This window comes from Thalassovita mangrovi (genome assembly GCF_009857745.1).
In the GTDB taxonomy this organism is placed as follows: domain Bacteria; phylum Pseudomonadota; class Alphaproteobacteria; order Rhodobacterales; family Rhodobacteraceae; genus Thalassobius; species Thalassobius mangrovi.
Genome location: NZ_WWEN01000004.1, coordinates 234,113 through 260,985, shown reverse-complemented (window position 1 = coordinate 260,985; position 26,873 = coordinate 234,113). Strand labels below are relative to the sequence as shown.

The window sequence follows — 26,873 nt, the reverse complement described above, 5'->3', positions numbered from 1 at the left end:
GATCACTCGGTTCAGAAAACGGGAATTTCGCCCTCGGGCAGGGTCAGCGGCGCGCCGGTGGCCTTGATCACGTCGTCCAGCGTCAGGCCCTCGGCGATTTCGCGCAGGGCAAACCCTTCGGGCGTGACGTCGATCACGGCCATGTCGGTGAAGATCCGGTCGACGCAGCCCCTGGCGGTCAGCGGCAGGGTGCAGTTTTCGATCAGCTTGGGATTGCCCTTGCGGTCGGTATGGGTGGACAGCACCAGAACCCGGCGCGCCTTCTGCGCCAGTTCGATCGCGCCGCCCGCACCGGGGGAAAACCGGCCGGGGATTTTCCAGTTCGCCAGATCGCCGTTCTGAGCCACCTCGAAGGCGCCCAGCATGGTCATGTCCAACCGGCCGCTGCGCACCAGCGCGAAGGAGGCGGCGCTGTCGAAAAAGGCGCTGCCCGGCACGGTGGACACATAGGCGCCGCCGGCGTCGATCAGGTTGCGGTCGGCCTGATCGATCGGCAGGGTCGGGCCGATGCCAGACAGGCCGTTTTCGGTATGCAGGCACACCGGCATATCGGCGGCCAGGTGGTTCACCACCCGCGTCGGCAACCCGATGCCGAGATTGACAACCATGCCGGGGCGGATTTCCCGCGCGGCGCGGGCGACCATTCTTTCCTTAGCGCCGGACAATGTCGTACTCCTCGCTCAGTTCGGCCAGTTCCACCACGTGATCGACGAAGGGACCGGGGGTGTGCACCTCGTCCGGGGTCAGACCGCCCAGCGGCAGAACCGTTTCGGCCTCGGCGATCACCAGATCGGCGGCCATCGCCATCAGCGGGTTGAAGTTGCGCGCCGTGGCGGCATAGCCGAGATTGCCGAACGGATCGGCCTTCGCCGCATGGATAAAGGCCGCGTCGGCCCGTAAAGCGGTTTCGATCATCGCCGGTTTACCATCGACCTCGACCTTTGCCTTGCCGTTGGCCAGCTCGGTATCGAGCCCGATATCTGTGACGATGGCTTGCAGCCCTGCCCCGCCGGCGCGGATGCGTTCGGCCAGGATGCCCTGGGCACAGAATTCGACCTCGATCCGGCCGTCGTTCATCATCTCGATGGCGCGGGCGTTCAGCCCGATATGGGTGGTGATCAGCTTCGCCACCCGGCCTTCGGCCAGCAGGTGGTCGACGCCCATCCCGGTTTCATTGGCGTCGTTCTTGACGATGGTCAGGTCGCGCGCGCCCTGGCGCAGCAATTCCTGGATCAGCAGGAAGGGCGTGCCGGGCACGCCGAAGCCCCCCAACATCACCGTGGCGCCGTCCTGGACCCGCGCCACCGCTTCCGCCATCGGGACTGTCTTGTCGGGCAGTTTCATGCGGCGCTGTCCACGTCCAGCCCGGCCTCGGCCGCGAACTTGTCCAGCGCGCGGGTCAGGCCCTGCATGATTTCCTCGATCCCGTCTTCGCCGATGATCATCGGCGGGCAGACCAGGAAGTGATCGCCGTTCAGACCGCCACGGGTGCGCCGCGAATAGATGATCAGCCCCTCGTCATAGGCGATATCGACCAGCCGCTGATAGGCCGACAGGCCCGCGGCTAGCGGTTCCATCGTCACCCGGTCCGACACCAGTTCGAACGCCAGCAGCAATCCCTTGCCGCGCACGTCGCCGATGAAGGGATAACGGTTCATCAGCCCCTTGAGCCGCGCTTTCAGCAGGTCGCCCATGCAGGCGGCGTTGGCGATCAGGTTGTTGCTTTCAATCTCGCCGATCAGCGCCAGGCCCGCGGCGCAGGCCAGCGGGTTGCCGGCATAGGTGTGACCGTGCTGGAAACCGCCGGTTTCCAGCACCGCCTCGACCATGTCGCCGCGCGCGATCATCGCGCCCAGCGGCACGTAGCCGCCGCCGAAGCCCTTGGAAATCGAAATGATATCGGGGACGGTGCCCCAGTGATCGGCACCCCAGAACTTGCCGGTGCGGCCGCCGCCCGACATCACCTCGTCATGGATCAGCAGGATGTCGTAGGCGTCGCAAATCTCGCGGATGCGCTGCATGTAACCCGCAGGCGGCACCAGCGCCCCGGTGGAGGCCCCGCCGACCGGTTCGAGGATGAAGGCCAGAACGGTTTCGGGCCCTTCCTCGATGATCTTCTGTTCCAGCATGTTGGCGTAATGCAGCCCGGTCGCCGGATCGTTGATATCCAGCCCGTCGAGATAGGCGCGCGGCGCCGGGATCTTCGGCATCTCGTGCATCATCGGCGCGAAGGGCACCGTCAAAGGATCGTAACCGGTGACCGCCAGCGCGCCCAGGGTCGAGCCGTGATAGGACGGCATCCGCGAAATCACCTTGAACCGGCTGCCCTGCCCGATCGCCAGCTTGTACTGGCGCGCCATTTTCAGCGCGCTTTCCACCGCCTCCGACCCGCCGGAGACGAAGAACACCCGGTCCAGCCCGCGCGGGCTCAGCTCTGCCGTCTTGGTAGCCAGCGCTTCCGACGCCTCGGTCTGGAAATGCAGCCGGTAGCCGAAGGTCGACTTGTCCATCTGCGCCCGCATCGCGGCCAGGACGGCCGGGTTGGAATGGCCGATATTGGACACCATAGCGCCGGACGAACCGTCCAGGTAACGGCGGCCGTTCACGTCATACATGTAGATGCCTTCGCCCCGTTCCAGGAACGGGCGCGGCGATTTGGACTGATAGAAGAGATGGGACATTTTGTGGCTCATTTATTGGCGTCGGCCAGGTGTTTACGAAGGAAATTGCGGGTGCGTTCGTTCTGCGGGTTGCGGAAGATCACGCTGGGCGGGCCTTCTTCGACGACGACGCCCTGATCCATGAACAGAACCCGGTCGCAGACGCTTTCGGCAAAGCCCATTTCGTGGGTGACGATGATCATGGTCATGTGTTCCTCGGCCAGCGCCTTCATCACCTGATTCACTTCCTCGACCAGTTCCGGGTCGAGCGCCGAGGTGGCTTCGTCGAACAGCATGACCTTGGGTTTCATCGCCAGCGCCCGCGCGATGGCGACGCGCTGTTTCTGGCCGCCCGACAGCTGCGAGGGGTAGTAATCGATGCGTTCCAGCATGCCGACCTTGGCAAGCTGTTCCTCGGCCAGCTTGTTGGCCTCGGCGTCGTTGATCCCCTTCAGCAGCTTCGGCGCCAAGGTGATGTTTTCGCGCACGGTCAGATGGGGAAAGAGGTTGAAGTGCTGGAACACCATGCCGATGTTCTGGCGCACCTCGTTGATGTGCTTTTCATACTGGCGGTGCGGCAGGTCCATGTTGACCTGGGTGTCTTCCAGCCAGATCTCGCCGCCCGACAGCGGGTCCAGATCGTTGATCGCGCGCAGAAGCGTGCTCTTGCCCGATCCCGACGGCCCGATGATGGCGACGATTTCGCCGCGATGGACCTGCAGGCTGATATCCTTCAGAACCTCAAGCGTGCCATAGCTTTTCTTGGCGTGGCGGATATCGACGAAGGGTTTCTGGTCAGTCATCTCTGTATAATCTCCTTCGGCGTCAGCGGGCGGCCTGAACCTTGCGTTCGATGCGCCGCAGCACGGCCTCCATCCCGAGGTTGATGATGTAGTAGAACACGGCGGCGAGGACGTAGAATTCGAACGGCCGATAAGTCCGCCCGATGGCAAGCTGCGCCGACAGGGTCAGTTCCGACACCCCGATCACCGACACCAGCGCCGAGTCCTTCAAAAGTGCGATCATGTTGTTGCCGATGGGCGGGATCACGTCGCGCACCGCCTGCGGCACCACGACCTTCTTCAGCGCCTGCCCCCGGCTCAGCCCCAGGGTGCGGGCGGCTTCCATCTGCCCCTTGTCGACGGCCAGGATGGCGGTCTGGATCAATTCGGAATTATAGACCGCGAAATGCAGCCCCAGCCCGATCACCCCCGCCACGAAGGCCGGCAGGTCGATGCCGATCTGCACCAGCCCGAAATAGATCAGGAACAGTTGCAGCAGCAGCGGTGTGCCCATGAACAGCCATTCAAACGCACGGAACGGCAGCCGGACGAATTTCGGCGCGTAAAGCGCGATCACCGCGAAGACGATGCCGCCGAAGAAGCTCAGCAAGGCGGCGGCGACGGTGATCGCAACGGTCCACACCGCGCCCATCATCACGACGTCGAGGTATTTGGGGATGACCGAAAAATCCAGGCCCATGGTGTTTTATCCTCTCCCTCGCTGCGCTCAGACGATGCGCGCCCTGCGGTCAAGCCAGGCGATGCCGCGGCCGGTGACGTAGATGATGATCATGTAGAGAACGCCCGAGATGAAAAACATCTCGAAGGGTTTGTAGGTCGATCCGATATAGCGCTGCGCGGTATAGGTCAGTTCGATCACCGAGATCGCGGCGACCAGCGCGGTGCCCTTGATCAGCGCGTTGATATTGACGCCCAGCGGCCGGATCATCAGACGCGCCGCCTGCGGCAGGATCACGTAGCGCATGCTTTGATAGCGGCTCATGCCCAGGGTCCGCGCCGCTTCGGCCTGACCCTTGTCGATGGCGATGATCGCGCCGCGGATGGTTTCGGTCATGTAAGCGCCGATATTGACGCCCAGCCCGATCACCCCGGCCTCGAACGCATCGAGCTGAATGCCCACCTGCGGGCCGCCGAAATAGAGGATGAACAGCTGGATCAGCGCCGGGGTGCCGCGGATGAAGCTGACATAGGCCGCGCCGACGATGCGCAGGATGCGCAGCCGCGACAGCCGTGCCGCCGCGCCCAGCGATCCGCAGATCAGCCCCAGGATCGTGGTCAGCACCGAAAGCTGGATCGTCACCCAGGCCGCCTTCAGGAAGAAGGGATAGACCTTCAGCATCAGTTCGACATCCATCGGCCTGTTCCCTCCTTCAGTGGTGATCTTTGCGTTCAAGGATCGGCAGGGCGCGGATTTCGCGCACCAGTGCCAGGGTTTCCTCGACCGCCGCTTGCAGGAATGCCTGCCCGGTTTCGGGCGTGGCGACGGTGGGGTCGCCCATCGTGCCCTCGGGCGAAGCTTCGGACCACCAGCGCATCAGCATCGCCTTGCCACCGCCCTTGGCCAGGTCGAGGTTGAAGAATTTCGTATCCGGATCGTGCAGGTTCTGATTGGTCGCCTTGCTGAGATCGACATATTCGGGGTGCAGATGCATGTACATCGCCGCCTCGAATTCGCCGGCATGGGCGATGCCGCCCACCTCGGATTTGCGGATCTCGTTGACCCGGTCGCTGCACAGGTTCCAGTAGGAGGCCGAGACGCAGATGATTTCGTTCTCGATCACCGTCTTGCGTGCCGCCAGGTCCAGCACCGGGTGGTTGGACCCGTGCGAATTCAGCAGCAAGATGCGGCGGAACCCGTGATGGGCCAGCGATTTGGTCACGTCGGTGACGAAGGCGATCAGGGTTTCGGGCTGAATCCAGATGACGCCGGGAAAATCCTTGTGGTGTTCGTTGAACCCATAGGCGATGGGCGGCATGACCAGCACCTCTTCGGGGGCCAGTTCCGCCACGCCGTTGGCCACCGCCATGCCCAGAACCGTATCGGTATCCAGCGGCATATGCGGCCCGTGGTCTTCGGTCGCGGAAACGTTGAGGATGACGACGCGATCCTTGTCGGCGTCACGCACGTCTTCCCAGGTCAGTTTGCCATATTCGGTCTGCATTTCACCTACACCCGTCTAGATGGCGCGCCGGAGAACCGGCGTGCCACAGGTTTTCGATTGAGGTTCGGAAGGATCAGCGGATGTCGCCGCCGACCCATTTTTCCGCGATCTCGACGTAGGTGCCGTCTTCCATCATCGAATCCAGCGCGGCCTGCATCGCCGCTTTCAGCTCCGGATTGCCTTCGCGGATCGCGATGCCGGCGCCGAAGCTTTCGGTTTCCAGATCGGGCAGCATCACGAAGTCATAGCCGTTTTCCTTCATCGCCAGGATCGCGGCGATGGAATCGTTGGCGATGACGTCGACGCGGCCGTTCTGCAGTTCCAGCAGAAGTTCCGGCAGGCCCTTGTAGGTGCGCACGTTGTATCCCTGTTCGCGGGCCCAGGCTTCGTGGGTTTCGCCCAGGGTCACACCCATTTTGACGTCGCCCAGCTGCGAAACGCTGGTGATGCCGCTGTCGGGCTTGGTGAAGATGGCGCGCTTGGTGGTGTAGTAGGGGCCGACGAAATCGACCACTTCGTCGCGTTCTGCGGTGATGGTCATCGAACCGACGATGGCGTCGTATTTGTTGGCCAGCAGACCGCCGATGATGCCGTCCCATGCGGTGGTGACGATTTCCGTCTCCAGCCCCATGCGCTTGGCGATCTCGGTGCCGATGGCCGGGTCGAAGCCGACCACTTCGTTGGATTCATTGACGAAGTTGAACGGAGGGTAAGCGCCGCTCATCGCGATGCGGATCACGCCCTTTTCCTTGATGGTGTCCAGTTCCTCGGCTGCGGCGATGCCGGCGGCGCCGAAGGTGGTCATTGCGGCCACACCGGCCATGACTGCAGTGGTCAGGATTTTCCTGCGCGTATTCATGTGAAGCTCCCTGTCTTACACTTTTTTGAAACTCTGTGTTCAGACCACGCCGGCGATCAGGCCGGACGCTTGGCGGGGAGGCTTGCATGGAGCCAAATCATCATGCAAATAGATAATCAAAATTGTAATGATTGATGAAATCTATGCTGAAACCCTATGAACAACGTTTCCCGTGGAATCTGGACTGGAACCTGCTGCGCACTTTCATGGTCGTGGTCGAACAGCGCGGCATATCGAAGGCGGCGGATTTCCTGGGGCTGAAACAACCCACGATCAGCAGCGCGCTGAAGCGGCTCGAGGACGCCACCGGGCGGCAGTTGATCGACCGCAAACCCAACCGTTTCGCGGTCACCGATGCCGGGAAAATCCTCTATGACGAATGCGCCAACATCTTCGGCGCGGTGTCGCAACTGCCGCAGCTTCTGGCCGCGGAAGAAGCAGAACTCAGCGGCCATATCAGCATCGTGATGACCAGCCACGTGGTGTCGCCGCATTTCGACAAGGCGTTGGAAACATTCGCACAAAAGCACCCGAAAGTGACCTATTCCATGGTCGTCGAGGAAAGCACCGAGGTCGCGGTGCGCATCCGGCAGAACCAGGCAAGTTTCGGCATCTGCCTGCTCAGCGAGCAGCCGAAGAACATCGACGCCCGGGTGATGTGCCGGGAATTTTTCGGGCTCTATTGCGGCCCGCGCCATCGCCTGTTCGGCCGCAACGACATCGCCCTGCCGGACCTGAAAGGCGAAGCCTCGGTGTCGTTCCAGACCGAAATCGAAGGCGGCCCGCTGGGATCGGTGGCGCAGCTGCGCGACCGGGCCGGACTGGCCGCCAACCTGCGCGGGGTGTCGTCGAACCTGTCCGAGGTGCGCCGCCTGACCATGGCCAATATCGGCATCGGCGCCCTGCCCGTCCATGTCGCCAAGCGCGACGTGCAACTGGGCCAGCTGTGGCAATTGCCGCCCTATTCGCAGTTGCCGATGGTGGAAATTTACCTGCTGACCAATCCCAGGCGCAGCCTGTCGCCGCCCGAAGCGGCCTTCCTGGCGCTGGTCGACGAATTGATCTTCAACGTGCCGCTGGACGACCGCACCTATTCCTGACCGCCCTGCCCCCGGAAACGCCAACGGACGGCCCTGATAGGGCCGCCCGACTTGTCTGTGCCAGACCTCAGAGAGCCGCGTTGAACAGCTCGGTCAGGTTTTCTTCGGTCAGTTCGATCGGGTTGCCGCCGCAGGACGGGTCGATGATCGCGCCCTTGACCAGCTCGGGGATGCTTTCCGCCGTCACGCCCAGCTCGGACAGCCGTTTGGGGATGCCCAGGCTGTCGTTGAGTTCCTGCACGAAGGCCTTGAAGCCTTCGAAACCGCCCTCGATCCCCAGATAGGCCGCCGCCTGTTCGAACCGGTCCGCAATCGCGGACGCGTTGAATTCCAGAACGGCGGGCATGCAGACGGCGTTGGTGGTGCCGTGGTGGGTGTTGAAATGCGCACCGATCGGGTGGCTCATCGCGTGGATCGCGCCAAGCCCCTTCTGGAACGCCGTCGCCCCCATCATCGCCGCGCTCATCATCTGGGCGCGGGCCTCAAGGTCGGTGCCGTCGGCATAGGCGCGCGGCAGGTAATCCTTGACCAGCCGCATCCCTTCCAGCGCGATGCCCTGGCTCATCGGGTGGTAGAAGGGCGAGCTGTAGGCCTCGACACAATGGGCGAAGGCATCGAGCCCGGTGCCGGCGGTGATGAATTTCGGCATCCCCACGGTCAGTTCCGGGTCGCAGATCACGACGCTGGGCAGAACCTTGGGGTGGAAGATGATCTTCTTCACATGGGTTTCGGAATTGGTGATGACGCTGGCGCGCCCCACTTCCGACCCGGTGCCGGCGGTGGTGGGCACCGCGATGATCGGCGCGATGGCATCGGCATCGGCGCGGGTCCACCAGTCGCCGATATCCTCGAAATCCCACACCGGACGGGTCTGCCCCGCCATGAAGGCCACCATCTTGCCCAGGTCGAGCCCGGACCCGCCGCCGAAAGCGATCACCCCGTCATGGCCGCCCGCCTTGTAGGCGGCGACACCGGCGTCGAGGTTCTTCTCGTTCGGGTTCGGGTCGACATCGGCGAACAGCGCCCGGCCCAGACCGGCGGCGTCGAGAATATCGAGGGTCTGCGCGGTGATCGGCAGACCGGCCAGGCCGCGGTCGGTGACCAGCAGAGGGCGCTTGATCCCGGCGGCAGCGCAGGCCGCGGGCAGTTCGGCAATCCGGCCAGCGCCGAATTTGATCGCGGTCGGATAGGACCAGTTACCGGTCAGGTTCATTTTGTCACCTTCTTGAGATGGTAGGATTTGGGACGGGTCAGGTTGTGATAGCCGATGACGGACAGCCCGCCACCGCGCCCGGTCTGCTTGCAGCCGGTCCAGCACAGGCCGGGATCGAGGTAATCGGCGCGGTTGAGGAAGACGGTGCCGGTTTCGATCCGGTCGCCCACCCGTTCGGCGCGGTCCACATCCGCCGTCCAGAGCGAGGCGGTCAGCCCGAACACGCTGTCATTCATCAGCGCGATCGCTTCCTCGTCGTCCTTCACCGGCATGATCCCCACCACGGGGCCGAAGCTCTCATCCCGCATCACCCGCATGTCGTGGGTCACGTCGGTCAGGATCTGCGGCGTCAGGTAGGCCGCGCCGTCGTCTTCGGCGAAAGGTTCGATATGCGCCTTGGCGCCCATCGCCAGCGCCTCGTCGATCTGCGCCCGGACCTCGGTGGCGAAACGGGCATTGGCCATCGGGCCAATGGTGGTTTCGGGGTCCAGCGGATTGCCCAGCTTGTAGCCGTTCACCACCGCGACCGCCTTTTCGATGAAGGCGTCGAACAGGCTTTCATGCACGTAGATGCGTTCGATGCCGCAGCAGCACTGGCCGGAATTGAACATCGCCGCGTCGATCAGCGTCGCCACCGCCGCATCCAGGTCGGCGTCTTCCATCACATAGCCCGGGTCCTTGCCGCCCAGTTCCAGCCCGACACCGGTGAAGGTGCCTGCGGCGGCGCGTTCCATCGCCTGACCGCCGCCCACCGAACCGGTGAAGTTGACGAAGTCGAAAGCGTTTTCGGAAATCAGCGCGCTGGCGGTGTCATGGTCCAGGTAAACGTTCTGGAACACATCCTCGGGGATGCCGGCGGAATGGAACGCCTTGGCCATGGTTTCGCCGACCAGCAACGTCTGGGTCGCGTGTTTCAGCATCACCGTGTTGCCCGCGATCAGCGCCGGCGCGACAGTGTTGACCGCCGTCATGTACGGGTAGTTCCACGGCGCCACCACGAAGACCAGGCCCAGCGGCACCCGCTTGATATAGCGCTTGAAGGTGGCGTCCTCGCCCACTTCGATATCGGCCAGCGCCCGTTCGGCGATTTCAGCCATGTAGCTGGCGCGTTCGTTGAAGCCGCCGAATTCACCGCCATAGCGGACGGGTCGGCCCATCATGCCCGCCAGTTCGGGCACGATCACGTCGTTCATCGAGCCCACCGCGGCGACCCCGGCCATCACAAGGTCGATGCGTTCCTGCAAGGGACGCGCGGCCCATGCGGCCTGCGCCGCCTTGCCGCGCGCGGCAGCGGCGCGCGCTTCGTCCGGCGACAGCACCGGGCGTTCGGCGAATACCGATCCGTCGATCGGCGAGATACATTTCAAAGTCTTGGTCATTTCATCCTCGAAATCAGGCCAGTTCGAACCCGCGCGCCACCTCGTAATCGGTGACGACACGGTTGAAGTCTTCGATCTCCCACTCGGCGGCGCGCGCATAGTGGGTGATCACGTCATCGCCCAAAGCCTCGCGCAGCATGTCGGAGGCCAGCAGCGTTTCGCGCGCGTCACGCAGGGTGTGCGGGATATGCCCGCTGTCACCTTCATAGGCGTCGCCGCTGAAGGCCGGTCCCAGTTCCAGCCCGTCCTCGATCCCCTTCAGCCCGGCGGCCAGCATCGCGGCCATGGCGAGGTAGGGATTGATGTCGGACCCGCCGACGCGGCATTCGATCCGGATCGCCTTGCTGCCGTCGCCGCACAGGCGGAACCCGGCGGTGCGGTTGTCGATCGACCAGATGATGCGGGTCGGCGCGAAGGTGCCCTTCTGGAACCGCTTGTAGCTGTTGATATAGGGCGCCAGGAAATAGGTGTAGTCAGGGGCGTATTTCAGCAGCCCCGCGACATAGCTTTTCATCGTGTCCGACATGCCCAGCGGATCGTTGGGGTCGAAGAACACGGGATCGCCATCCTTCCACAGCGACTGGTGCACGTGGCTGGACGATCCGACCTTGTCGTGATGCCATTTCGACAGGAAGGTCACCGCGTGGCCCTGCTGCCAGGCGATTTCCTTGGTCGCGTGCTTGGCGATAGTGTGGTAATCGGCGGTGTTCAGAGCGGCATCGTATTTGATGTTCAGCTCTTCCTGGCCGGTCTCGGCCTCGCCCTTGGAATTCTCGATCGGCAGGCCGGCGTTCCACAGGTGGTTGCGCAGCGGGCGCATCACGTGTTCTTCGCGGCTGGTCTGCAGGATGTTGTAATCTTCGTTGAAGGCCGAAATCGGCTCCATGTCGCGGAACCCGCCCTTGCGGATTTCATCGATGCTCTTGGCGAACAGGAAGAATTCCAGTTCGCTTGCCATCATCGGGGTGAACCCCATCGCCTCGGCGCGCGCGATCTGCTTCTTCAGCATGGCGCGGGGCGAATGCGGCACTTCTTCATGGGTGTGATGGTCCAGCACGTCGCACAGCACCATCACCGTGCCTTCGAGCCACGGCACCGGGCGCAGCGTGCTCAGGTCGGGTTTCATCACGTAATCGCCGTACCCCTGTTCCCAGGAGGTCGAAGCGAAGCCCTCGGGCGTCGACATCACCAGGTCGGTGGCCAGAAGGTAATTGCAGCAATGGGTTTCTTCCCACGCGCTGGCGATGAAATGACCGGCATGGAACCGCTTGCCCATCAGGCGGCCCTGCATGTCCACCAGACAGGCGAGAACGGTATCCACCTCGCCCGAGGCCACCTGCGCCTTGAGATCGTCGAAACTGAGAGTGCCAGCCATGGGGCGTTTCCTTTCTTAAATGGTGCCCCGGCGCGAAAAGCGCCGGGGCTGTAGAATTAGCCGAAAGTGTACGGAGGACCAGCCTTGCTGATCACTTCGTTATAGTCGCGGAAGATCTGGACGATCTTGGCGTGAATTTCGCCTTCTTCGGCGATTTCATCCCAGAACTTCACAGCGGCGTCTTCGACGGTTTTCCACTCTTCCTGCGGGATCGAGCGCAGTTGCAGCTTGTCACCCTGTGCGCGCAGCCGCGCTTCACCGCCCCAGTACCACTGGTTGCGATAGGTGTGCCCGGCTTCGATGCCTGCCATGACAATCGACTTGAGGTGTTCGGGCAGGTCGGCCCATTTCTTCTGGTTGACGAAGAACGACCCGATCCATGCACCCGAGATGTTGTTGGTCAGGAAGTAGTCGGTCACGTTGGCCCAGCCAACGGTGTAGTCCTCGGTGATCCCCGACCACGCCATGCCATCCAGTTCGCCGGTCTGGACGGCCACTTCGGCATCCTCATAGGGGATGGTCACCGGCACCACGCCGAACTGCGACAGGAACCGCCCGGCGGTCGGGAAGGTGTACAGTTTCAGACCGTCGAGATCGGCCAACGAGGTGACCTCTTTCTTGGTGTTGAAGTTGCACGGGTCCTGCCCGGCAGCGGACAGCCAAGTCACGCCGACCTTTTCGTATTCCGAGCGCCAAATGTCCGCCAGGCCGTACTGTTCGAACAGCACCGGCACGTCGAGCGAATGCTTGGTGGCCAGCGGGAAATAGCCGCCGAACACCTGCAGCGGCGTGGGCGATGCCATCGAGTCATCGTCCGAATGCACCGCGTCGATGGTGCCGCGCTGAAGCGCCTGGAACAGTTCGCCGGTGGGGACGATCTGGTCGGCGTAATACAGTTCGATTTCCATCTCACCGTTGGCAGCGGAGTTGATGTAATCGACCACGGGCTTGGTCACAAACTCACCCAGTGCCGCGCCGGCATAGGTCTGGAAACGCCACTTGATCGGCGCCTGGGCCTTGACGATGGCTGGCGACGCCAGTGTCGCTGCGCCACCGAGGGCCGCAACGCTTAGAAAAGAACGTCTTGAAGTCATTTCATTTTCTCCTGTTGAGGTTTCTGATTGTGCTCCGTTGACGGAGTTCTTTGGGTTATTTCGCGTAAACGAGGTTGGGCAGCCACAGGGCGAGCTCAGGGAAGATCATGACGATTGCCAAGGCAAAGGCCATCACCGCGACGAAGGGAACGATCGAGCGGTAGATGTCCGTGATCGTAATGTGCGGTGGCGCCATGGCGCGCATCAGGAACAGATTGTACCCGAACGGCGGCGTCATATAGGCGATCTGGCAGGTGATCGTGTAGAGAACACCGTACCATACCAGGTTGAACCCCAGTTCCCCTACCAGCGGCACATAGAGCGGCGCCACGATCACCAGCATCGCGGTGTCGTCCAGGAAGGTGCCCATGACGATGAAGCTCAGCTGCATCAGGATCAGGATCATCCAGGGGCTCAGGCCCATCTGCTCGGTGAACAGGTCCTTGATCGCCTTGACCGCGCCAAGCCCGTCGAACACCGCGCCGAAGCCCAGTGCAGCCAGGATGATCCACATGAACATGCACGACACCGCCAGGGTCTGGCGCACCGAGACCTCGAACACCTCCTTGGTCATCCGCCCCTTGAGGACCGCCGCCATGAAGGCCGCCATCGCCCCGATGGCCGAACTTTCCACCAGCGAGGTCCAGCCCTTCACGAACGGCACCATCATCACGACGAAGATCCCCAGCGGCAGCAGCCCCGCCTGCAACAGGCGCAGCTTCTCCGACATCGGCACGTTGCGCTCTTCCACGGGAAGGGCCGGTCCCAATTCGGGTTGAATCCGGCAGCGTACGTAGATGTAGATGATGAACATGCCGGCCATCATCAGGCCGGGGATCACACCGGCAAGCCAAAGCTGCCCCACCGGTTGCCGCGCGATCATCGCATAAAGCACCAGCACGACCGAGGGCGGCACCAGGATGCCAAGCGACGATCCGGCCTGGATCACGCCGGTCACCATGATCTTGTCATAGTTGCGCTTCAACAGCTCCGGCAATGCGATGGTGGCCCCGATGGCCATGCCCGCCACGCTCAGACCGTTCATCGCCGAGATCAGCACCATCAGCCCGATCGTGCCGATGGCCAGCCCGCCCTTCACTGGTCCCATCCAGACATGGAACATCTTGTACAGGTCGTCGGCGATCTTGGATTCCGACAGCACGTAGCCCATGAAGATGAACATCGGCAGCGTCAGCAGCGGATACCATTTCATCAGCTTCATCGCCGCCGAGAACGGCAAATCCGCACCACCCGTACCCCACAACATCACCGCAGCCGCCGCGCCGACGAAGCCGATCGCACCGAACACGCGCTGTCCGGTAAACAGCATCAGCATCATCGAACTGAACATCAACAGGCCGATCATTTCATAGGACATCAGATTTCTTCTCCGCGAATGCGTCCGAGATCCCGGAACAGTTCAGCAAGCGTCTGCAACAGCATGAGAAACACGCCGAAGCACAAAAGGGTCTTCACCGGCCAGAGGAAGGGCCGCCAAGCGGTGGGGCTACGTTCGAGATAGCCCAGCTTCTCGCCCGCAGCGTCGAAACCGCCGGTCACCAGCGTCTTCAGCAGGTCCCAGAAAAAGGCGAAGGGTTCGGTCCCGAAATAGCCCAGCGAATAGGCGGTGGAGCCGACCGCGCCCTTGAACAGGATGACGAGATAGGCCATCAGGAACAGCACGGTGAAAGCATCGACCCAAGCCTTGGTCTTGTGCGACCAGTTGCCATAGAACAGGTCCATCCGCACGTTCGAGCCCAGCTGGATCGAATAGGGCCCGCCGAGGATGTAGTAGGCGACCATCACGAACTGCGCCGTTTCCAGCGTCCAGATCGACGGCGAGAAAAAGGTCTTCGAGACCGAGGACCACAGCAGCACCCCCACCAGCGCGAAAATCAGGTACATCGCGAACCGCCCGATGAAATGGTTCATCGCATCGATCGTGTGCACGTATCCAGTTATGACCTTAGGCATCGTGCCCTCCTTCCCCGGCGTTGGACAAAGCTTCCAACGCGGGCCGGATCATTGTCAGCAATTCTTGTGACATTCGCTCGACGTCCTCCTGGTCGCGCAACAGGTCGTTGCGGATTTCCAGCATCACGTTGGGCAGGCCATGCGCGATCCCGTGCAGTTTCAGGGAATGGGTCACCCCGTCTTCGGGCCCGTAGGGCTGATTGCGCTCGATCACCCGGTGCGGCAGATCGGCGGCGTGTTGCAGCATCCCGTCGGCCAGGCGGCTGTCGCTGTCATGCAGGATGCCGATTTCCGTCTGCCGCTGCACGCCGAAGAAGACCGGCGTGAAGCTGTGCACGGTGATCAGCGCGCGCGGGCCGGTCGCGATCATGTCGGTCACGGCAGCGCAGAACGGGCGATAGATGGTTTCGGTGCGCTCGTCGCGCTGCGCCTGGGTCAGCCCGGTATTGCCCGGCACCTCGACCAGTTCGGACCGTTCCGGCATGGCGCTTTCGGCCTCGGGCGGACGGTTGCAGTCGTAAACGAGTCGCGACACCCGGCTGGCGACGACCGGCGCGTCCAACGCGGCGCTCAGCGCCCTGGACAGGGCCAAAGCGCCCGGGTCCCAGGCGGCGTGGCTGTGCCGCCATTCCGGCCGCAGCCCCAGATCGCCATAGCGTGCGGGAATATGGCTCGAGGCGTGTTCGCAGATCAGCAACACGCCGCCGGCACCGTCGCGATTGATCACCTCCACCGCGTTTTCATCCTCGCAATGCTGATTGTTCAGCATCAGTCTCTCCCTGTTTTGGAAAATTCTTTTCATGCCCGACCCATTTGTGTCAATATCTCTTCACAAATGATCGGTGCCGAAACCGGAACGCCCTTGCATCCCCGTATTTCGCGACTAAGAAATAGGCGCCCTGAACAGGAAGAGATTTTGCAGCACCCCACCGCCACCGTCCGAGAGCTGATCCGCGAACAGTACAGCGCGCTCACCCAGTCCGAGCGCAAGTTCGCCAATGCCCTGCTGGAAAACTATCCGGCGGCGGGTCTGGCCTCGATCACCATCGTGGCGGAACAATCGGGCGTTTCGACCCCGACCATCGCCCGGATGGTGCAGAAACTGGGCTTCAAGGGCTATCCGCAGTTCCACCAGGCGCTGCTGAAAGAATTGCAGGCCAAGGTGTCCGGCCCGACCGAACGGCGGGCGAACTGGGCGTCGGAAGCGCCGGAATCGCATCTTCTGAACCGTTTCGCCAAGGCGGTGACGCGCAATATCGAAACCACCTTTTCGAACATCGACAGCGAAGGATTCGACGCAGCGGCCAAGCTGCTGGCCGACAGCAGCCACCCACTTTACGTCGTCGGCGGCCGCATCACCCGGTCGCTGGCCGATTACGCCTTCACCCATTTCCAGGCGGTGCGCCCCGGGGTCACCCACCTGACCTCGTCCTCGGCGACCTGGCCGCATTACCTGCTGGACATGGAAAAGGGCGACACGCTGCTGATCTTCGACGTGCGGCGCTATGAAACCAACCTGCAACGGCTGGCCGAACTGGCCGCCGAACGCGGCATCAACGTGGTGCTGATCACCGATCAGTGGTCCAGCCCGATCGCCGAGGTCGCCACCCACAGCTTCAACTGCTGGGTGGAAATCCCCTCGGCCTGGGATTCGAACGTATCGACGATGATGCTGTTGGAGGCGCTGATCGCGGCGGCGCAGGAACAGCGCTGGCCGGAAACCCGCGAAAGATACGAACGTCTGGACGAACTGTTCAACCTCACCCGGCTGTTCCGAAAAGGATAAGGCGCGCCCCTTGCGGGGACGCGCCTGTTGCTTGCCTGTATGCTCGGGGCCCGGCCATCCAGGCCCCCTGCCCTGTTTTTCGGCTCAGTCGCCCGATTTTTCCGCAGAGGGCGGCGAAATCAGCGATTGCACGGTATAGACCAGCACCGCGAAGCCGATGGCGCCCGCGACGGCGACCGCCAGCAGCACGATCAGGTCGATCGGCCCGCCGATATTGCGCAGGTGCGAATGGGTCATGATCAGCACGAACCAAACCGCCGCGATCGCGCCCACCGGCATCGACAGCTGCGCCAGCAGGAACTTGCGCCAGCTGATTTCGCGGTCGCGGATCAGCACGTAGAAATAGCCAAGCGTCACGATGACGGCCACTGCCACCATCGCCCAGAACAGGCCACGTCCGAAGATTTCCTCGAAAACGGCGATCAGGGTGCCAAAGGTAAGGTCTTTCATGTCAGGTCTCCTCAGGCGCGGCCGCGCAGCATGGCGTTATAGGTTGCCTTCAGCGCGACTTCCTTCATCAGCCAGCTGATCCACAGCTCTTCGAGCGGCGCGATGATGCCGGGGAAGGACGGCGTCAGGTTGTTGTTGTAATCGAATTCGACCAGCATCGCCCGGCCGACCCGGGTGATCATCGGGCAAGAAGTGTAACCGTTATAGGTCTCGGTCGGGTCCTTGCCCTCGATGGCGGCAATGATGCCGTCCTCGACCACCGGCACCTGCCATTTGACCGATGCGGCGGTCTTGCCCTTGGGCACGCCCGCGACGTCGCCAAGCGCCCAGATATTGTCGTAACGCAGGTGACGCAGGCTGGCCTTGTCGCATTCGACCCAGCCCTGATCGGTCCACTTGTCGGCCCAGCTCAGGCCAGACTGGCGGATCACCTCGGGGGCACGCTGCGGCGGGATCACGTGGATGTAATCGTAATCGCGCTCTACCTCGCCCTCGGGCGTGGTGAAGGTGGCGCGCTTGGCGCCCGGTTCGATCGCCTTCAGCACGTGGGAATATTCCGGCGTGATGCCGCGATTGCCGAAGATCATGCGGACCTTTTCCGACACGATGGGCACACCGAACAGGCTGTCGTTGTTCGCCATGTAGGAAATGTCCATCTTGCCGCGCGTCCCGTTGGAGCGGGCGATGTCTTCGATCAGGAAGGTGTGCTTGAGCGGCGCACCGGCGCATTTCATTTCGGTCGCCGGACGGGTGAACAGCCCCACGCCGCCGGTTTCGGTGAAATTCTGCGCGGCCTTCCAGGTGGCGGCGGCATATTGCGGCCCGGCATAAAGCGCGCCGATGCCGTTTTCGCCCACCAGGTCGAGCGAGAAGCCTTCGATCGCGTCGTGATCCAGGATCAGGCCGGGCGCAACGACGAGGAAGTCATAGGTCAGCACCTTGCCGCTTTCGGTCGCGACGGTCTTGGCCTCGGCATCGATGGCCGCGGCGGCTTCCTGGATCAGGGTCACGCCCTTGGGCAGCCAGTCGGTGGTTTGCGACAGAACGTAATCGGAGGGTTTAAGACCGGCCGCGACCAGCGACAGGCCGGGCTGATACAGGTGTTCCTTGCGCGGGTCGATCAACGTGATCTCGGCGCCATCCAGGCGGCGGACCAGCCGGTTGGCCAGCGCGGTGCCACCGGCACCGGCGCCGATGATCACGATCTTCGCCTTGGTGGCGACCTGTGCCTGCGCCGGTTGCGATGCGGTGACGGCCGCGGCGGCGGCAGCGCCCGCGGCGGAGAGGGTGAGGAATTGCCGCCTGGTGGCGGTCGGTTTGGGGTTCTTGGTCATCTTGTGCGTTTCCTCCAAGCGTCCTGTCAGGGGGAGAAGCCCACCTGCGCGATCGCAGGCGGGCGGGCAGTCATGGATCGCGGGCGATCAGTAGCTGGCAATCCGTGCGTTGGGTGCAATCATCGCGCCGGCCATCGCCTGCGGATTGGCGACGCCGACACCGTCCAGCAGGATCGAAGCGTCAGCGCCCTTGCCGGGCAGGTAGATCGCGCAGACCTCGACCTTGGCGCCGGGCAGCGTCATGATCTTGGTCATCAGGCCCTGCGGGCTCATGTTCTTGGGCGGCTGACCGGCGGTGGCGGATTCGGGCGCATCCTTCAGCGCGATATCGGCGGCCGGGCCGCACAGCAGGATATGCGGGGTGGCGCCCTGCTGGGCCGCCTGCATGCTCAGAACCATCGCCATCAGCTGGGTTTGCGGTTCCGGCGCGGTCAGGATCGTCACCAGGGTTTTGGGGGCTTCTTCGGCTGCGGCAGAAAAAGCGACTCCGGCGGCTGCAACAGCGCCGAGCAAAAATTTCTTCATGATTTGGGTTCTCTCTCGTTCGTGCCGATCAGGGTCGGCTTCATCTTGTCCTTGAACCGGGCCCCGGCGCGCAAGACGCCCGGGGCCCGGCTATCGGGGGGGAAGAAGGGACGACGCCCCCCGAATTCCTAACCGGTGTCAGTGTTCGTGTTCACCCACCGGGCAGTCGCCTTCCTCGGCGAAGCAGGCATCGGTGCGCAGTTCCAGCCACATGGCGTTGAGAACGGCGGCAGCAGCGGCGAGAGGCAGGCCCAGAAGCCAGGCGAAATACCACATGTTCAGTCTCCTTCTCAGTAAACGCTATCGGAGTTTTCGGTGACGTCCGCTTCGGTGACCTTGCCCCACAGAACCTTGTAGACCCATGCGGTGTACATCAGGATCAGCGGCATGAAGATCAGCGTCACCACCAGCATGATGAACAGCGTCTGGTGCGAACTGGACGCGTCCCACACAGTCAGCGAACTGTTCGGGTCCACGGTCGAGGGCAGGATGAACGGGAACATGGTCAGACCAACCGACGAAATGATCCCGGTGATGCCCAGTTTCGACCACAGCAGCGTCGACACCTCGCGGCCCGCGCGCAGACCGCGCATCGCCATCAGCGCCCCGGCAAAGCCCATCAGCGGGGCAATGACGATCCAGGGACGTGTCGAATAGGCCGACAGCCAGCTGCCGCCGCGGGTGACTTCGGAGTAGAGCGGGTTGGAAGGCCCGTTCGACACCACGTCGTTGACCAGCGCGAAACCGTCGATCCCGATCGCCAGCCACAGACCGGCCAGCGCATAGCCCGCCACCGCGACCAGACCGGCCTTGGTGCCGATGCTGCGGGCGCGTTCGGCGATCTGGCCTTCGGTTTTCAGGCTCAGCCAGGCGGCGCCGTGCATCAGCAGCATCGAGAAGGACACCACACCACCCAGCAGGGCGAAGGGATGCAGCAGGCGGATCAGCTTGCCGATGGCGCTGCCGTCATAGATCGGCATCAGGTCATCGGTCAGATGGAAGGGCACGCCCAGCAGGACATTGCCCACCGCCACGCCGAACAGAAGCGCGGGAACCGCACCGCCGGCAAACAGCGCCCAGTCCCAGCGGCTGCGCCACGCGGCGCTGTCCCGCTTGGACCGGTATTTGAACGCCACCGGGCGGACGATGAAGGCAGCCAGCACCAGGAACATCGCCAGGTAGAAGCCCGAGAAGCTGACCGCGTAGAGCGGCGGCCAGGCGGCGAAGATCGCGCCGCCGCCCAGGATGAACCACACCTGGTTGCCTTCCCAGACCGGGCCGACGGTGTTGATGACGACGCGCCGTTCCACATCCGTCTTGGCGACGAAGGGCAGCAGGGCGCCGACCCCCATGTCGAACCCGTCGGTCAGCGAGAAGCCGATCAGCAGAACCCCGAGGAGCACCCACCAGACCACGCGAAGAAGGTCGAAATCGATCAATTCATAAAGGATCATGTCAGTTACTCCGCGGGATTGGCAAAGGGACCCTGGCCGTCATGGGTGCGCAGCCGGTGTTCGTGCTTGGCCTGCCAAGCTTCGGTTTCGGCGACGTCCATGTAGGGACCTTTGCGGATGTATTTCACCATCAGGCTCACCTCGATCACGAAGAGGACCGAATAGAAGGTGATGAAGCCCGCCAGCGTGATCAGCAGATCGGCAATCGACAGGTGCGACGCGCTCAGCGCGGTCGGCAGCACGCCGTCCACCGTCCAGGGCTGGCGGCCGAATTCCGCCACGAACCAGCCCAGCTCGGCCGCGATCCACGGCGTCGGGATGATCGCCACGGCGGCATAGAGCGACCAGCGCGGGAACTGCATCTGGTAGAACGACGCCCGCACGAAGAAGAAGATCATCACCGCGATGAAGCTGAAGCCCAGCCCCACCATCAGGCGGAAGGCCCAGAACAGCGGCCCGACGCCCGGGATGGTGTCCGCGGCGGCCTGTGCGATCTGTTCGTCGGTCGCATCGCGCGGATCGTCGACATAGCGCTTGAGCAGCAGCGAGAAGCCCAGGTTCTCGGAATGCGCCTCGAAGGTTTCGCGCACTTCCGGCGACACGTTTTCACGATCTGCCCGGATGGTCATCAGCGCGTCATAGGCGATCAGGCCGTCGCGGATACGTTCTTCGGATTCCGCTTCAAGTTCGTTGATGCCCGGGATTTCCTGGGTCAGGCTGCGGGTGCCGATCAGGCCCATCACCCACGGGATTTGGATGGCGTAATGGGTTTCGCGCGCTTCCTTGTCGGGGAACCCGATCAGGTTGAACGGCGCGGGCGCTTCGTGGGTTTCCCACATGCCCTCGATCGCGGCGAGCTTCATTTTCTGCGTGTGGCTGGCCGAATAGCCGGATTCGTCGCCCAGAACCACGACGGACAGCGCGGCGGCAAGCCCGAAGGAGGACGCGACCGCGATGGAGCGGCGGGCCAGATCCTTGTGCCGGTTCTGGATCAGATACAGCGCCGAAACGCCCAGCACGAAGACCGCGGCGGTGACGTAACCGGCCGAAACCGTGTGCACGAACTTGGCCTGCGCCACTTCGTTGAAAACCACGTCGAAGAACGAGGTCATTTCCATCCGCATCGTGTCGGGATTGAACTGTGCGCCGACCGGATTTTGCATCCAGCCGTTGGCGATCAGGATCCACAGCGCCGAGAAGTTCGACCCGATGGCGACCAGCCAGGTGACGACCATGTGCGACACCTTGCTCAGCTTGTCCCAGCCGAAGAAGAACAGCCCGACGAAGGTCGCTTCCATGAAGAAGGCCATCAGCCCCTCGATGGCAAGCGGCGCGCCGAAGATGTCGCCGACATAGTGCGAATAGTAGGACCAGTTCATGCCGAACTGGAATTCCATGGTGATACCGGTGGCGACGCCGAGAACGAAGTTGATCCCGAACAGCGAGCCCCAGAATTTCGTCATCTGCCGCCAGATGGGGCGGTTCGTCATGACATAGACGGTCTCCATAATCGCGACCAGGATCGAAAGACCCAGCGTCAGCGGCACGAAGAGAAAGTGATACATGGCTGTCATGGCGAATTGCAGTCGTGACAGCTCGACCAGTCCGATCTCCATAGGTGGACTCCTTGGTGTGTTAATTACGCATCCGAGATACGCATTAGGCGCGAATATATTATGTATCCAGAATACGGAATTGATCTGAGTCAAAAAAATACAGTGCGATGATACATTTTTTTCTTAACAAGGTCAGCTATTAATGCCGCGCAAGGCAATTGACCTGTCGGCACCTTCGATTTCCACCGGCCGGTGCGCCGCCATCAGAATCGATGCTTCGGGCAGCGCCGCGCGAATCCCCGTCATCACCTGCTTGGCGGTGGCGTCATCCAGTCCCTCGGTCGGTTCATCGAGCAGCAAAAGCCCCGGACGGCGCAGCACTGCGCGGGCCAGAACCAGCCTGCGCGCCTCGCCGCCCGACAATCCGGCGCCGCGGAAACCCAGCTTGGCCTCCAGCCCGCCCTTGGCGCGGATGGTGGCGGCCAGGCAGGTGGTTTCCAGCGCCTGCCACAGATCGTCGTCGCTGGCTTCCGGCGCGGCCAGGCGCAGGTTTTCCGCCACGGTTCCCGCGATCAGCGCGTGGCGCTGCGGCACCATGGCGACGCTTTGCTGCAGGGCCTCGGGCGTATATCCCTGCAGGTCGCGCCCACCCCAGTTCACGCCGCCGCTGCTGGGGCTCAGCGCCCCCGCCGCCAACAGCAGAACCGTGCTTTTGCCGATGCCGCTGGGGCCGGTCAGCGCCACTGTTTCGCCCGGGCCGACGCTCAGCGTCACCGGTTCGAACAACGCCCGATCCCCCTGCCCCGGCCGATAGGTCAGATCGAAAAGCAACAGGGTAGACACCCGCGCCGTTGCCGTTTGTTCGGCATCGGGTTCGGCCTCGGCCCCGCTCAGTGCCGGCAGGACGTGGCGTGCGGCCTGGATCATCCGGCCAATTTCCGACAGCGCACGGCGCACCGGCGCGACCGCCTCGGCCAGGGCCAGCGCCGCGAAAACCCCGATGGCGGATTGCGCCGCGCTGATCGTGCCGGCCTGCACCAGGGCGATCCCCTGCCCCAGGGCCAGCGCCGTCACGCCCGCGCCGATCAGGTCCAGCCCGACGCCGGTGCGCCGTTCGATCCGATCAAGCTGCTGACGCGCCGCGCCGTGGCGCGCCTGCGCCGATTGCACATGATCGCGGGTCGCCTGCAGCTGGCCGTAGACTGCCAGGTCTTCGCGCCCGGCGATCAGGTCGATCAGCCGCGACCGCGACGCCTGCATCGCCGCCTCGGCCTGCCGCGACGGCGGCCGGGCGATATGCTGCCCGATCAGGAAAATCAGCGTCGGACCGACGAGATAGCCAAGCCCGACCAGCAGGGCGATCGTGGGATCGACCAGGAACCACAGGGCAATCGCGGTGACGAAAATCACCATCACCCCCGCCAGCCCCGGCAGCACCAGCCGCAGCAGCACACCGTCCAGCGCATCGATATCGGCGGTGACCCGGTTCAGGAAGGAATTGGCGCGCAGCCGCTCCAGCTGCCGGTAGGGGCTGACCAGGTAGCCCTGCAGCATCCGAATGCGCAGCCGCGACAGCACCCGCAGGGTGGCGTCATGGGTCAGCAGCCGTTCGCCATAGCGCGCGGCGGTGCGGCCAAGCGCCAGAAAGCGCACCATCGCCGACGGGGCGAAGACGTTGAACAGCACGCCGATCCCGGCCAGACCGGCAGCGGCGGCGGCGGTGATGAACCAGCCCGATAGGCCCAGCAGCGACACGCCCATGATCAAAACGGTGATCGACAGCGCCAGCCCGCGCAGGAGAGCGCGCCGTTCGCCGCGCAACAGCAGCAGCACGATATTCAGAAGCGGTTTCATGCCGCGCCCTCCTCTGCTGCGAGCTTCAGCACCTTGCCCGCCTTTTCCATCAGCCGGGGATCGTGGGTGGCGACCACCAGCGTCCCGCCGGCGGCGGCATATTCCAGCAGCCCGTCGATGATCGCATCGGCGGTTTGTGCATCCAGATCGGCGGTGGGTTCGTCGGCCAGCAATATGCCCGGGCCGCGATGCAGCGCGCGCGCCAGCGTCACGCGCCGCGCCTCGCCCCCCGACAGCCCGGCGCCGCGTTCGCCCAGGATGGTCAGGTCGCCCTTGGGCAGCGCGTCGATCACCCCGGGCAATTGCGCCTTTTGCAACAGATCGGGCCGCAACGGCGCGCCAAAGCCAATGTTGTGGCGCAAGGACCGGCTGAGGAAATGCGGCGCCTGCGGCATCCAGCCAATCCCGGCGCGCCAGGCATCGGCATTGTCATCCGACAGCGGCGCGTCGCCCAGCAGGACCGCGCCGTTTTCCGGCACCTCCAGCCCGGCCAGCAGGCGCAACAGCGTGGTCTTGCCGCAGCCGCTCGGCCCGGTGATGGCCAGGCTGTCGCCCGGCGCGATGTCGATATCGGGATAGCAGATTTGCCGCGTGCCGCGATGCAGGCAGACATCGCGCAGCCGCACCGTGGGTAAGGTTGCCAGCGCCGCGACCCGGTCGCCCTGCCCCAGCCGCGCCGCACGCTCGTCGTCGCGCCACTGGTCCATCTCGTCCAGCACCGCATCGGCGGCGGCCTTGTCGTGCCAGGCGGCGGCCAGATCGCGCAACGGCTGGAAGAATTCCGGCGCCAGCAGCAGCATGTAGATGCCCGCAAACGGCGTCAGTTGCGCGCCCCAGGCGCCCCAGGACAATTCGCCCAGCAGGGTGAAACCGACCCAGATCGCCACCATCGCCACACCGAGCGCCGAAAACAGCTCCAGCACGGTGGAGGACAAAAAGGCGATGCGCAGCACCGCCATGGTGCGCACCCGCAGCGATTCCGACGCGTCAGCAAACCCGTCGATCACCGGGGCCCCTGCCCCGATCAGACGCAGGTCCGACAGCGCCGCCAGCCGGTCGACCAGAAGATCGCTCAGCTGGCCGATCTCGACCATCTGTTTCTCGCTTGCCGATTTCGCGGCCCAGCCGACCAGCGCCATGAAGACGGGGATCAGCGGCCCGGCCAGCAGGAACACCAACGCCACCGCCCAGCTGTACCAGGCCGCGATCGCCAGCAGCAGCAGCGGCATCACGGTCGAGCGCAGCCGTGCCGGGCGATAGCGCAGCATGTAGGGACGCAGCGCTTCGAGCTTCTCGCTCGCCAATGCTGCCAACGCCCCGGCGCCGCCGATCTGCGACGCGGTGGCAGCGCGGGTTTCGACGGTCAGGATTTCGGCGCGCAAGGCGGCGACGCGCGCCTCGGCGCTGTCGGACAGGAACCGTTGCGAGGCCGCTTCGATCCCGGCGCGCAGGACGGCAAGCGCCATGAATCCCCCGGCGGCCAGCGGCGCGGAAATCGCCGCTTCGCCGGTCAGCAGGTTGGCCAGAACCCAGGCGATGATCGCGGCCTGCAGCGGCCAGATCAGCGCGGCACACAGCGACAACCAGATACCGATTTTTTCCCGGCGTGGTTCAGAATCGCCGCAAGGGTCTGTAGATATTGGCATTTTCCGTCGATATCCCGTATTCCGAATGCGTGTTTATCCGCTCATATCAATATAAGATTTGATCTGCCTCAAAGAAATTTCGTATTTTCGGTATAAGAAAGATACTGAAAAGGAGTCTCGATGCGACTTACGACACGCACAAACCTGGCGGCACGGGTCCTGATGGCCTGCGCGGTGAACCCCGACCGGTTGATCCGGACATCGGAAATCGCCGCGATCTGCAACTGTTCGGCGCATCACGTGGCCGTGGTGGTTCAGCGGCTGCAGGCCGAGGGCTATATCAGCACGCTGCGGGGGCGCGCAGGCGGGTTGCGGCTGGCGCGGCCGGCTGACCAGATTTCCATCGGTGCGGTGTTCCGGTTGTTCGAGGCCGAAATCCCCTTCGCCGAATGTTTCGACCCGGAAACCAACACCTGTCCGCTGACCGGATCCTGCCGGCTGCGCGGCTATGTGAAGCGCGCGCTCGAAGCCTTCTATCACGAACTCGACATGGTCACGCTGGAAGATCTGGTGCGCGGCAATTGCGGATTGACCGAACTGTTGTCGATGCAGCCGCAAATGCCCGCGGTCTGCGCGACCGACCAGGTTCAGCACTGATCCCACGCCCTAGGGTAAAGAAAAAGGAAGCGCCGCGGCCCGCAACGCTTCCCTGGATCGTTTCGCCCAGGGTTCAGAAATCCCAGTCTTCGTCCTCGGTCGCGACCGCCTTGCCGATCACATAGGACGATCCCGAGCCCGAGAAGAAGTCGTGGTTTTCGCTGTCGGGGCTCAGCGCGGCCAGGATGGCGGGATTGACCTCGGACACTTCCGGCGGGAACAGCGCCTCGAAGCCCAGGTTCTGCAGCGCCTTGTTGGCGTTGTAATGCAGGAAGACCTTCACGTCCTCGGTCAGGCCGATGTCGTCGTACAGTTCCTCGGTATACTGGTTTTCGATGTCATAGAGCTCGAACAGCAGCGAAAAGGCGTAATCCTTCAGCTCCTGCTGCTTGTCCTCGGGCAGTTTCGCCATGCCCTGCTGGAACTTGTAGCCGATGAAGTAACCATGCACCGCCTCGTCGCGGATGATCAGCCGGATCAGGTCGGCCGTGTTGGTCAGCTTGGCGCGGCTCGACCAGTACATCGGCAGGTAGAAGCCCGAATAGAACAGGAAGGATTCCAGGAACACCGACGCGATCTTGCGCTTCAGCGGGTCGTTGCCCGGGGCGTAGGTTTGCAGGATCGCCCGCGCCTTGGCCTGCAGATGCGGGTTTTCCTCGGACCAGCGGAAGGCCTCGTCGACCTCCTTGGTCGAACACAGCGTCGAGAAGATCGAGGAATAGGACCGCGCATGCACCGCCTCCATGAAGGCGATATTGGTCAGCAGCGCTTCTTCATGTGGGGTGACCGCGTCGGGCATCAGCGACGGCGCGCCGACCGAGTTCTGGATCGTGTCGAGCAAGGTAAGCCCGGTGAACACCCGGATCGTCAGTTGTTTTTCATGATCCGTCAGCGTCGCCCAGCTGGGAATGTCGTTCGACAGCGGCACTTTTTCGGGCAGCCAGAAATTCACCGTCAGGCGGTTCCAGACCTCAAGGTCCTTGTCGTCCTGCAACCGGTTCCAGTTGATCGCGCGCGGGATGCGGATTTCCGTCATGTCTTTCATTTCGCTT

The 26,873-nt window shown here is 63.3% G+C and carries 27 protein-coding genes; 3 read left to right on the top strand and 24 right to left on the bottom strand.

The genetic code is table 11. The annotated features are described in order from the left end of the window. Positions 1-11: 11 nt before the first annotated feature. The 8 genes from GR167_RS11445 to GR167_RS11410 form a co-directional block, all read right to left on the bottom strand. Positions 12-644 (bottom strand): 3-oxoacid CoA-transferase subunit B, encoded by a 633-nt coding sequence (locus GR167_RS11445; protein ID WP_160973623.1) that lies wholly within the window; start codon positions 642-644, stop codon positions 12-14. Positions 645-651: 7 nt separating this feature from the next. Continuing rightward, complete coding sequence (locus GR167_RS11440) at positions 652-1,344, bottom strand: CoA transferase subunit A (protein ID WP_160973621.1); 693 nt, start codon at positions 1,342-1,344, stop codon at positions 652-654. After that, positions 1,341-2,681 carry an aminotransferase family protein gene (locus tag GR167_RS11435; RefSeq protein ID WP_160973619.1) on the bottom strand — a complete coding sequence of 447 codons (1,341 nt, stop codon included), beginning with the start codon at positions 2,679-2,681 and terminating at the stop codon, positions 1,341-1,343. Before GR167_RS11435 ends, GR167_RS11440 begins: the two co-directional genes overlap by 4 nt. A gap of 8 nt (positions 2,682-2,689) precedes the next feature. Continuing rightward, positions 2,690-3,463: an amino acid ABC transporter ATP-binding protein gene (locus tag GR167_RS11430; protein WP_160973618.1), complete on the bottom strand. Its 774-nt coding sequence runs from the start codon at positions 3,461-3,463 to the stop codon at positions 2,690-2,692. Between the two features lie 22 nt (positions 3,464-3,485). Next, positions 3,486-4,142, bottom strand: coding sequence for an amino acid ABC transporter permease (locus tag GR167_RS11425; RefSeq protein ID WP_160973617.1), 657 nt, complete (start codon positions 4,140-4,142; stop codon positions 3,486-3,488). Between the two features lie 27 nt (positions 4,143-4,169). Then, positions 4,170-4,817: an amino acid ABC transporter permease gene (locus GR167_RS11420; protein ID WP_160973616.1), complete on the bottom strand. Its 648-nt coding sequence runs from the start codon at positions 4,815-4,817 to the stop codon at positions 4,170-4,172. Between the two features lie 16 nt (positions 4,818-4,833). After that, complete coding sequence (locus GR167_RS11415) at positions 4,834-5,625, bottom strand: creatininase family protein (protein ID WP_160973615.1); 792 nt, start codon at positions 5,623-5,625, stop codon at positions 4,834-4,836. A gap of 73 nt (positions 5,626-5,698) precedes the next feature. Continuing rightward, the gene (locus GR167_RS11410; protein WP_160973613.1) at positions 5,699-6,484 is read right to left on the bottom strand and encodes a transporter substrate-binding domain-containing protein; all 786 of its coding nucleotides are present in this window, start codon (positions 6,482-6,484) and stop codon (positions 5,699-5,701) included. A gap of 143 nt (positions 6,485-6,627) precedes the next feature. On the opposite strand from GR167_RS11410, the gene GR167_RS11405 reads away from it, so the two are divergent. Further along, complete coding sequence (locus GR167_RS11405) at positions 6,628-7,584, top strand: LysR family transcriptional regulator (protein WP_212769935.1); 957 nt, start codon at positions 6,628-6,630, stop codon at positions 7,582-7,584. 67 nt (positions 7,585-7,651) lie between these two features. Here GR167_RS11405 and GR167_RS11400 read toward each other — a convergent pair whose 3' ends face one another. Genes GR167_RS11400 through GR167_RS11370 form a run of 7 tightly spaced genes read right to left on the bottom strand, consistent with a single transcriptional unit; the run spans position 7,652 to position 15,388 of the window. Then, entirely contained in the window at positions 7,652-8,797 is a 1,146-nt protein-coding gene (locus GR167_RS11400) for an iron-containing alcohol dehydrogenase (protein WP_160973611.1), read from the bottom strand. Further along, positions 8,794-10,176: an aldehyde dehydrogenase family protein gene (locus GR167_RS11395; protein WP_160973609.1), complete on the bottom strand. Its 1,383-nt coding sequence runs from the start codon at positions 10,174-10,176 to the stop codon at positions 8,794-8,796. The genes GR167_RS11400 and GR167_RS11395 overlap by 4 nt, the downstream gene beginning before the upstream one ends. 13 nt (positions 10,177-10,189) lie before the next feature. After that, positions 10,190-11,551, bottom strand: coding sequence for a glutamine synthetase family protein (locus GR167_RS11390; RefSeq protein ID WP_160973607.1), 1,362 nt, complete (start codon positions 11,549-11,551; stop codon positions 10,190-10,192). A gap of 56 nt (positions 11,552-11,607) precedes the next feature. Further along, a complete protein-coding gene (locus GR167_RS11385; protein WP_160973605.1) occupies positions 11,608-12,645 on the bottom strand; it encodes a TRAP transporter substrate-binding protein in 1,038 nt (345 codons plus the stop codon). A gap of 55 nt (positions 12,646-12,700) precedes the next feature. Continuing rightward, positions 12,701-14,023: a TRAP transporter large permease gene (locus tag GR167_RS11380; protein ID WP_160973603.1), complete on the bottom strand. Its 1,323-nt coding sequence runs from the start codon at positions 14,021-14,023 to the stop codon at positions 12,701-12,703. Next, positions 14,023-14,619 carry a TRAP transporter small permease subunit gene (locus GR167_RS11375; protein WP_160973602.1) on the bottom strand — a complete coding sequence of 199 codons (597 nt, stop codon included), beginning with the start codon at positions 14,617-14,619 and terminating at the stop codon, positions 14,023-14,025. Before GR167_RS11375 ends, GR167_RS11380 begins: the two co-directional genes overlap by 1 nt. Further along, entirely contained in the window at positions 14,612-15,388 is a 777-nt protein-coding gene (locus GR167_RS11370) for an N-formylglutamate amidohydrolase (RefSeq protein WP_160973601.1), read from the bottom strand. Before GR167_RS11370 ends, GR167_RS11375 begins: the two co-directional genes overlap by 8 nt. Positions 15,389-15,535: 147 nt before the next feature. Between GR167_RS11370 and GR167_RS11365 the strand changes: the two genes are divergently transcribed. After that, positions 15,536-16,405 (top strand): MurR/RpiR family transcriptional regulator, encoded by an 870-nt coding sequence (locus GR167_RS11365; protein WP_160973600.1) that lies wholly within the window; start codon positions 15,536-15,538, stop codon positions 16,403-16,405. Positions 16,406-16,489: 84 nt separating this feature from the next. On the opposite strand, the gene GR167_RS11360 is transcribed toward GR167_RS11365, so the two are convergent. The 8 genes from GR167_RS11360 to GR167_RS11325 form a co-directional block, all read right to left on the bottom strand. Further along, complete coding sequence (locus GR167_RS11360) at positions 16,490-16,855, bottom strand: DUF5368 domain-containing protein (protein WP_160973599.1); 366 nt, start codon at positions 16,853-16,855, stop codon at positions 16,490-16,492. An 11-nt stretch (positions 16,856-16,866) separates the two neighbouring features. Further along, on the bottom strand, positions 16,867-18,189 hold the full coding sequence (locus tag GR167_RS11355) for an NAD(P)/FAD-dependent oxidoreductase (protein WP_160973598.1): 1,323 nt from the start codon (positions 18,187-18,189) through the stop codon (positions 16,867-16,869). An 87-nt stretch (positions 18,190-18,276) separates the two neighbouring features. Beyond that, entirely contained in the window at positions 18,277-18,714 is a 438-nt protein-coding gene (locus tag GR167_RS11350) for a DsrE family protein (RefSeq protein ID WP_160973597.1), read from the bottom strand. A 138-nt stretch (positions 18,715-18,852) separates the two neighbouring features. After that, entirely contained in the window at positions 18,853-18,990 is a 138-nt protein-coding gene (cydX, locus tag GR167_RS11345) for a cytochrome bd-I oxidase subunit CydX (protein ID WP_160973596.1), read from the bottom strand. A 14-nt stretch (positions 18,991-19,004) separates the two neighbouring features. Beyond that, a complete protein-coding gene (gene cydB, locus GR167_RS11340) occupies positions 19,005-20,168 on the bottom strand; it encodes a cytochrome d ubiquinol oxidase subunit II (protein WP_160973595.1) in 1,164 nt (387 codons plus the stop codon). A gap of 5 nt (positions 20,169-20,173) precedes the next feature. After that, positions 20,174-21,784 (bottom strand): cytochrome ubiquinol oxidase subunit I, encoded by a 1,611-nt coding sequence (locus GR167_RS11335; RefSeq protein WP_160973594.1) that lies wholly within the window; start codon positions 21,782-21,784, stop codon positions 20,174-20,176. A 132-nt stretch (positions 21,785-21,916) separates the two neighbouring features. Beyond that, positions 21,917-23,578, bottom strand: a complete 1,662-nt coding sequence (locus tag GR167_RS11330) for an amino acid ABC transporter ATP-binding/permease protein (protein ID WP_212769934.1) — start codon at positions 23,576-23,578, stop codon at positions 21,917-21,919. Further along, entirely contained in the window at positions 23,575-25,161 is a 1,587-nt protein-coding gene (locus tag GR167_RS11325; RefSeq protein ID WP_235915928.1) for an ABC transporter ATP-binding protein/permease, read from the bottom strand. The genes GR167_RS11330 and GR167_RS11325 overlap by 4 nt, the downstream gene beginning before the upstream one ends. Positions 25,162-25,344: 183 nt before the next feature. Between GR167_RS11325 and GR167_RS11320 the strand changes: the two genes are divergently transcribed. After that, complete coding sequence (locus tag GR167_RS11320; RefSeq protein WP_160973592.1) at positions 25,345-25,821, top strand: RrF2 family transcriptional regulator; 477 nt, start codon at positions 25,345-25,347, stop codon at positions 25,819-25,821. Between the two features lie 73 nt (positions 25,822-25,894). On the opposite strand, the gene nrdF is transcribed toward GR167_RS11320, so the two are convergent. Further along, a complete protein-coding gene (gene nrdF, locus GR167_RS11315) occupies positions 25,895-26,866 on the bottom strand; it encodes a class 1b ribonucleoside-diphosphate reductase subunit beta (RefSeq protein WP_160973591.1) in 972 nt (323 codons plus the stop codon). Positions 26,867-26,873: the final 7 nt, after the last annotated feature.

What these genes read in the sequence shown, in the direction of transcription:
- GR167_RS11445 (WP_160973623.1), bottom strand. Translation starts at nt 644, where the DNA reads ATGGTCGCCCGCGCCGCGCGGGAAATCCGCCCCGGCATGGTTGTCAAT.
- GR167_RS11440 (WP_160973621.1), bottom strand. Translation starts at nt 1,344, where the DNA reads ATGAAACTGCCCGACAAGACAGTCCCGATGGCGGAAGCGGTGGCGCGG.
- GR167_RS11435 (WP_160973619.1), bottom strand. Translation starts at nt 2,681, where the DNA reads ATGTCCCATCTCTTCTATCAGTCCAAATCGCCGCGCCCGTTCCTGGAA.
- GR167_RS11430 (WP_160973618.1), bottom strand. Translation starts at nt 3,463, where the DNA reads ATGACTGACCAGAAACCCTTCGTCGATATCCGCCACGCCAAGAAAAGC.
- GR167_RS11425 (WP_160973617.1), bottom strand. Translation starts at nt 4,142, where the DNA reads ATGGGCCTGGATTTTTCGGTCATCCCCAAATACCTCGACGTCGTGATG.
- GR167_RS11420 (WP_160973616.1), bottom strand. Translation starts at nt 4,817, where the DNA reads ATGGATGTCGAACTGATGCTGAAGGTCTATCCCTTCTTCCTGAAGGCG.
- GR167_RS11415 (WP_160973615.1), bottom strand. Translation starts at nt 5,625, where the DNA reads ATGCAGACCGAATATGGCAAACTGACCTGGGAAGACGTGCGTGACGCC.
- GR167_RS11410 (WP_160973613.1), bottom strand. Translation starts at nt 6,484, where the DNA reads ATGAATACGCGCAGGAAAATCCTGACCACTGCAGTCATGGCCGGTGTG.
- GR167_RS11405 (WP_212769935.1), top strand. Translation starts at nt 6,628, where the DNA reads ATGCTGAAACCCTATGAACAACGTTTCCCGTGGAATCTGGACTGGAAC.
- GR167_RS11400 (WP_160973611.1), bottom strand. Translation starts at nt 8,797, where the DNA reads ATGAACCTGACCGGTAACTGGTCCTATCCGACCGCGATCAAATTCGGC.
- GR167_RS11395 (WP_160973609.1), bottom strand. Translation starts at nt 10,176, where the DNA reads ATGACCAAGACTTTGAAATGTATCTCGCCGATCGACGGATCGGTATTC.
- GR167_RS11390 (WP_160973607.1), bottom strand. Translation starts at nt 11,551, where the DNA reads ATGGCTGGCACTCTCAGTTTCGACGATCTCAAGGCGCAGGTGGCCTCG.
- GR167_RS11385 (WP_160973605.1), bottom strand. Translation starts at nt 12,645, where the DNA reads ATGACTTCAAGACGTTCTTTTCTAAGCGTTGCGGCCCTCGGTGGCGCA.
- GR167_RS11380 (WP_160973603.1), bottom strand. Translation starts at nt 14,023, where the DNA reads ATGTCCTATGAAATGATCGGCCTGTTGATGTTCAGTTCGATGATGCTG.
- GR167_RS11375 (WP_160973602.1), bottom strand. Translation starts at nt 14,619, where the DNA reads ATGCCTAAGGTCATAACTGGATACGTGCACACGATCGATGCGATGAAC.
- GR167_RS11370 (WP_160973601.1), bottom strand. Translation starts at nt 15,388, where the DNA reads ATGCTGAACAATCAGCATTGCGAGGATGAAAACGCGGTGGAGGTGATC.
- GR167_RS11360 (WP_160973599.1), bottom strand. Translation starts at nt 16,855, where the DNA reads ATGAAAGACCTTACCTTTGGCACCCTGATCGCCGTTTTCGAGGAAATC.
- GR167_RS11355 (WP_160973598.1), bottom strand. Translation starts at nt 18,189, where the DNA reads ATGACCAAGAACCCCAAACCGACCGCCACCAGGCGGCAATTCCTCACC.
- GR167_RS11350 (WP_160973597.1), bottom strand. Translation starts at nt 18,714, where the DNA reads ATGAAGAAATTTTTGCTCGGCGCTGTTGCAGCCGCCGGAGTCGCTTTT.
- cydX (WP_160973596.1), bottom strand. Translation starts at nt 18,990, where the DNA reads ATGTGGTATTTCGCCTGGCTTCTGGGCCTGCCTCTCGCCGCTGCTGCC.
- cydB (WP_160973595.1), bottom strand. Translation starts at nt 20,168, where the DNA reads ATGATCCTTTATGAATTGATCGATTTCGACCTTCTTCGCGTGGTCTGG.
- GR167_RS11335 (WP_160973594.1), bottom strand. Translation starts at nt 21,784, where the DNA reads ATGGAGATCGGACTGGTCGAGCTGTCACGACTGCAATTCGCCATGACA.
- GR167_RS11330 (WP_212769934.1), bottom strand. Translation starts at nt 23,578, where the DNA reads ATGAAACCGCTTCTGAATATCGTGCTGCTGCTGTTGCGCGGCGAACGG.
- GR167_RS11320 (WP_160973592.1), top strand. Translation starts at nt 25,345, where the DNA reads ATGCGACTTACGACACGCACAAACCTGGCGGCACGGGTCCTGATGGCC.
- nrdF (WP_160973591.1), bottom strand. Translation starts at nt 26,866, where the DNA reads ATGAAAGACATGACGGAAATCCGCATCCCGCGCGCGATCAACTGGAAC.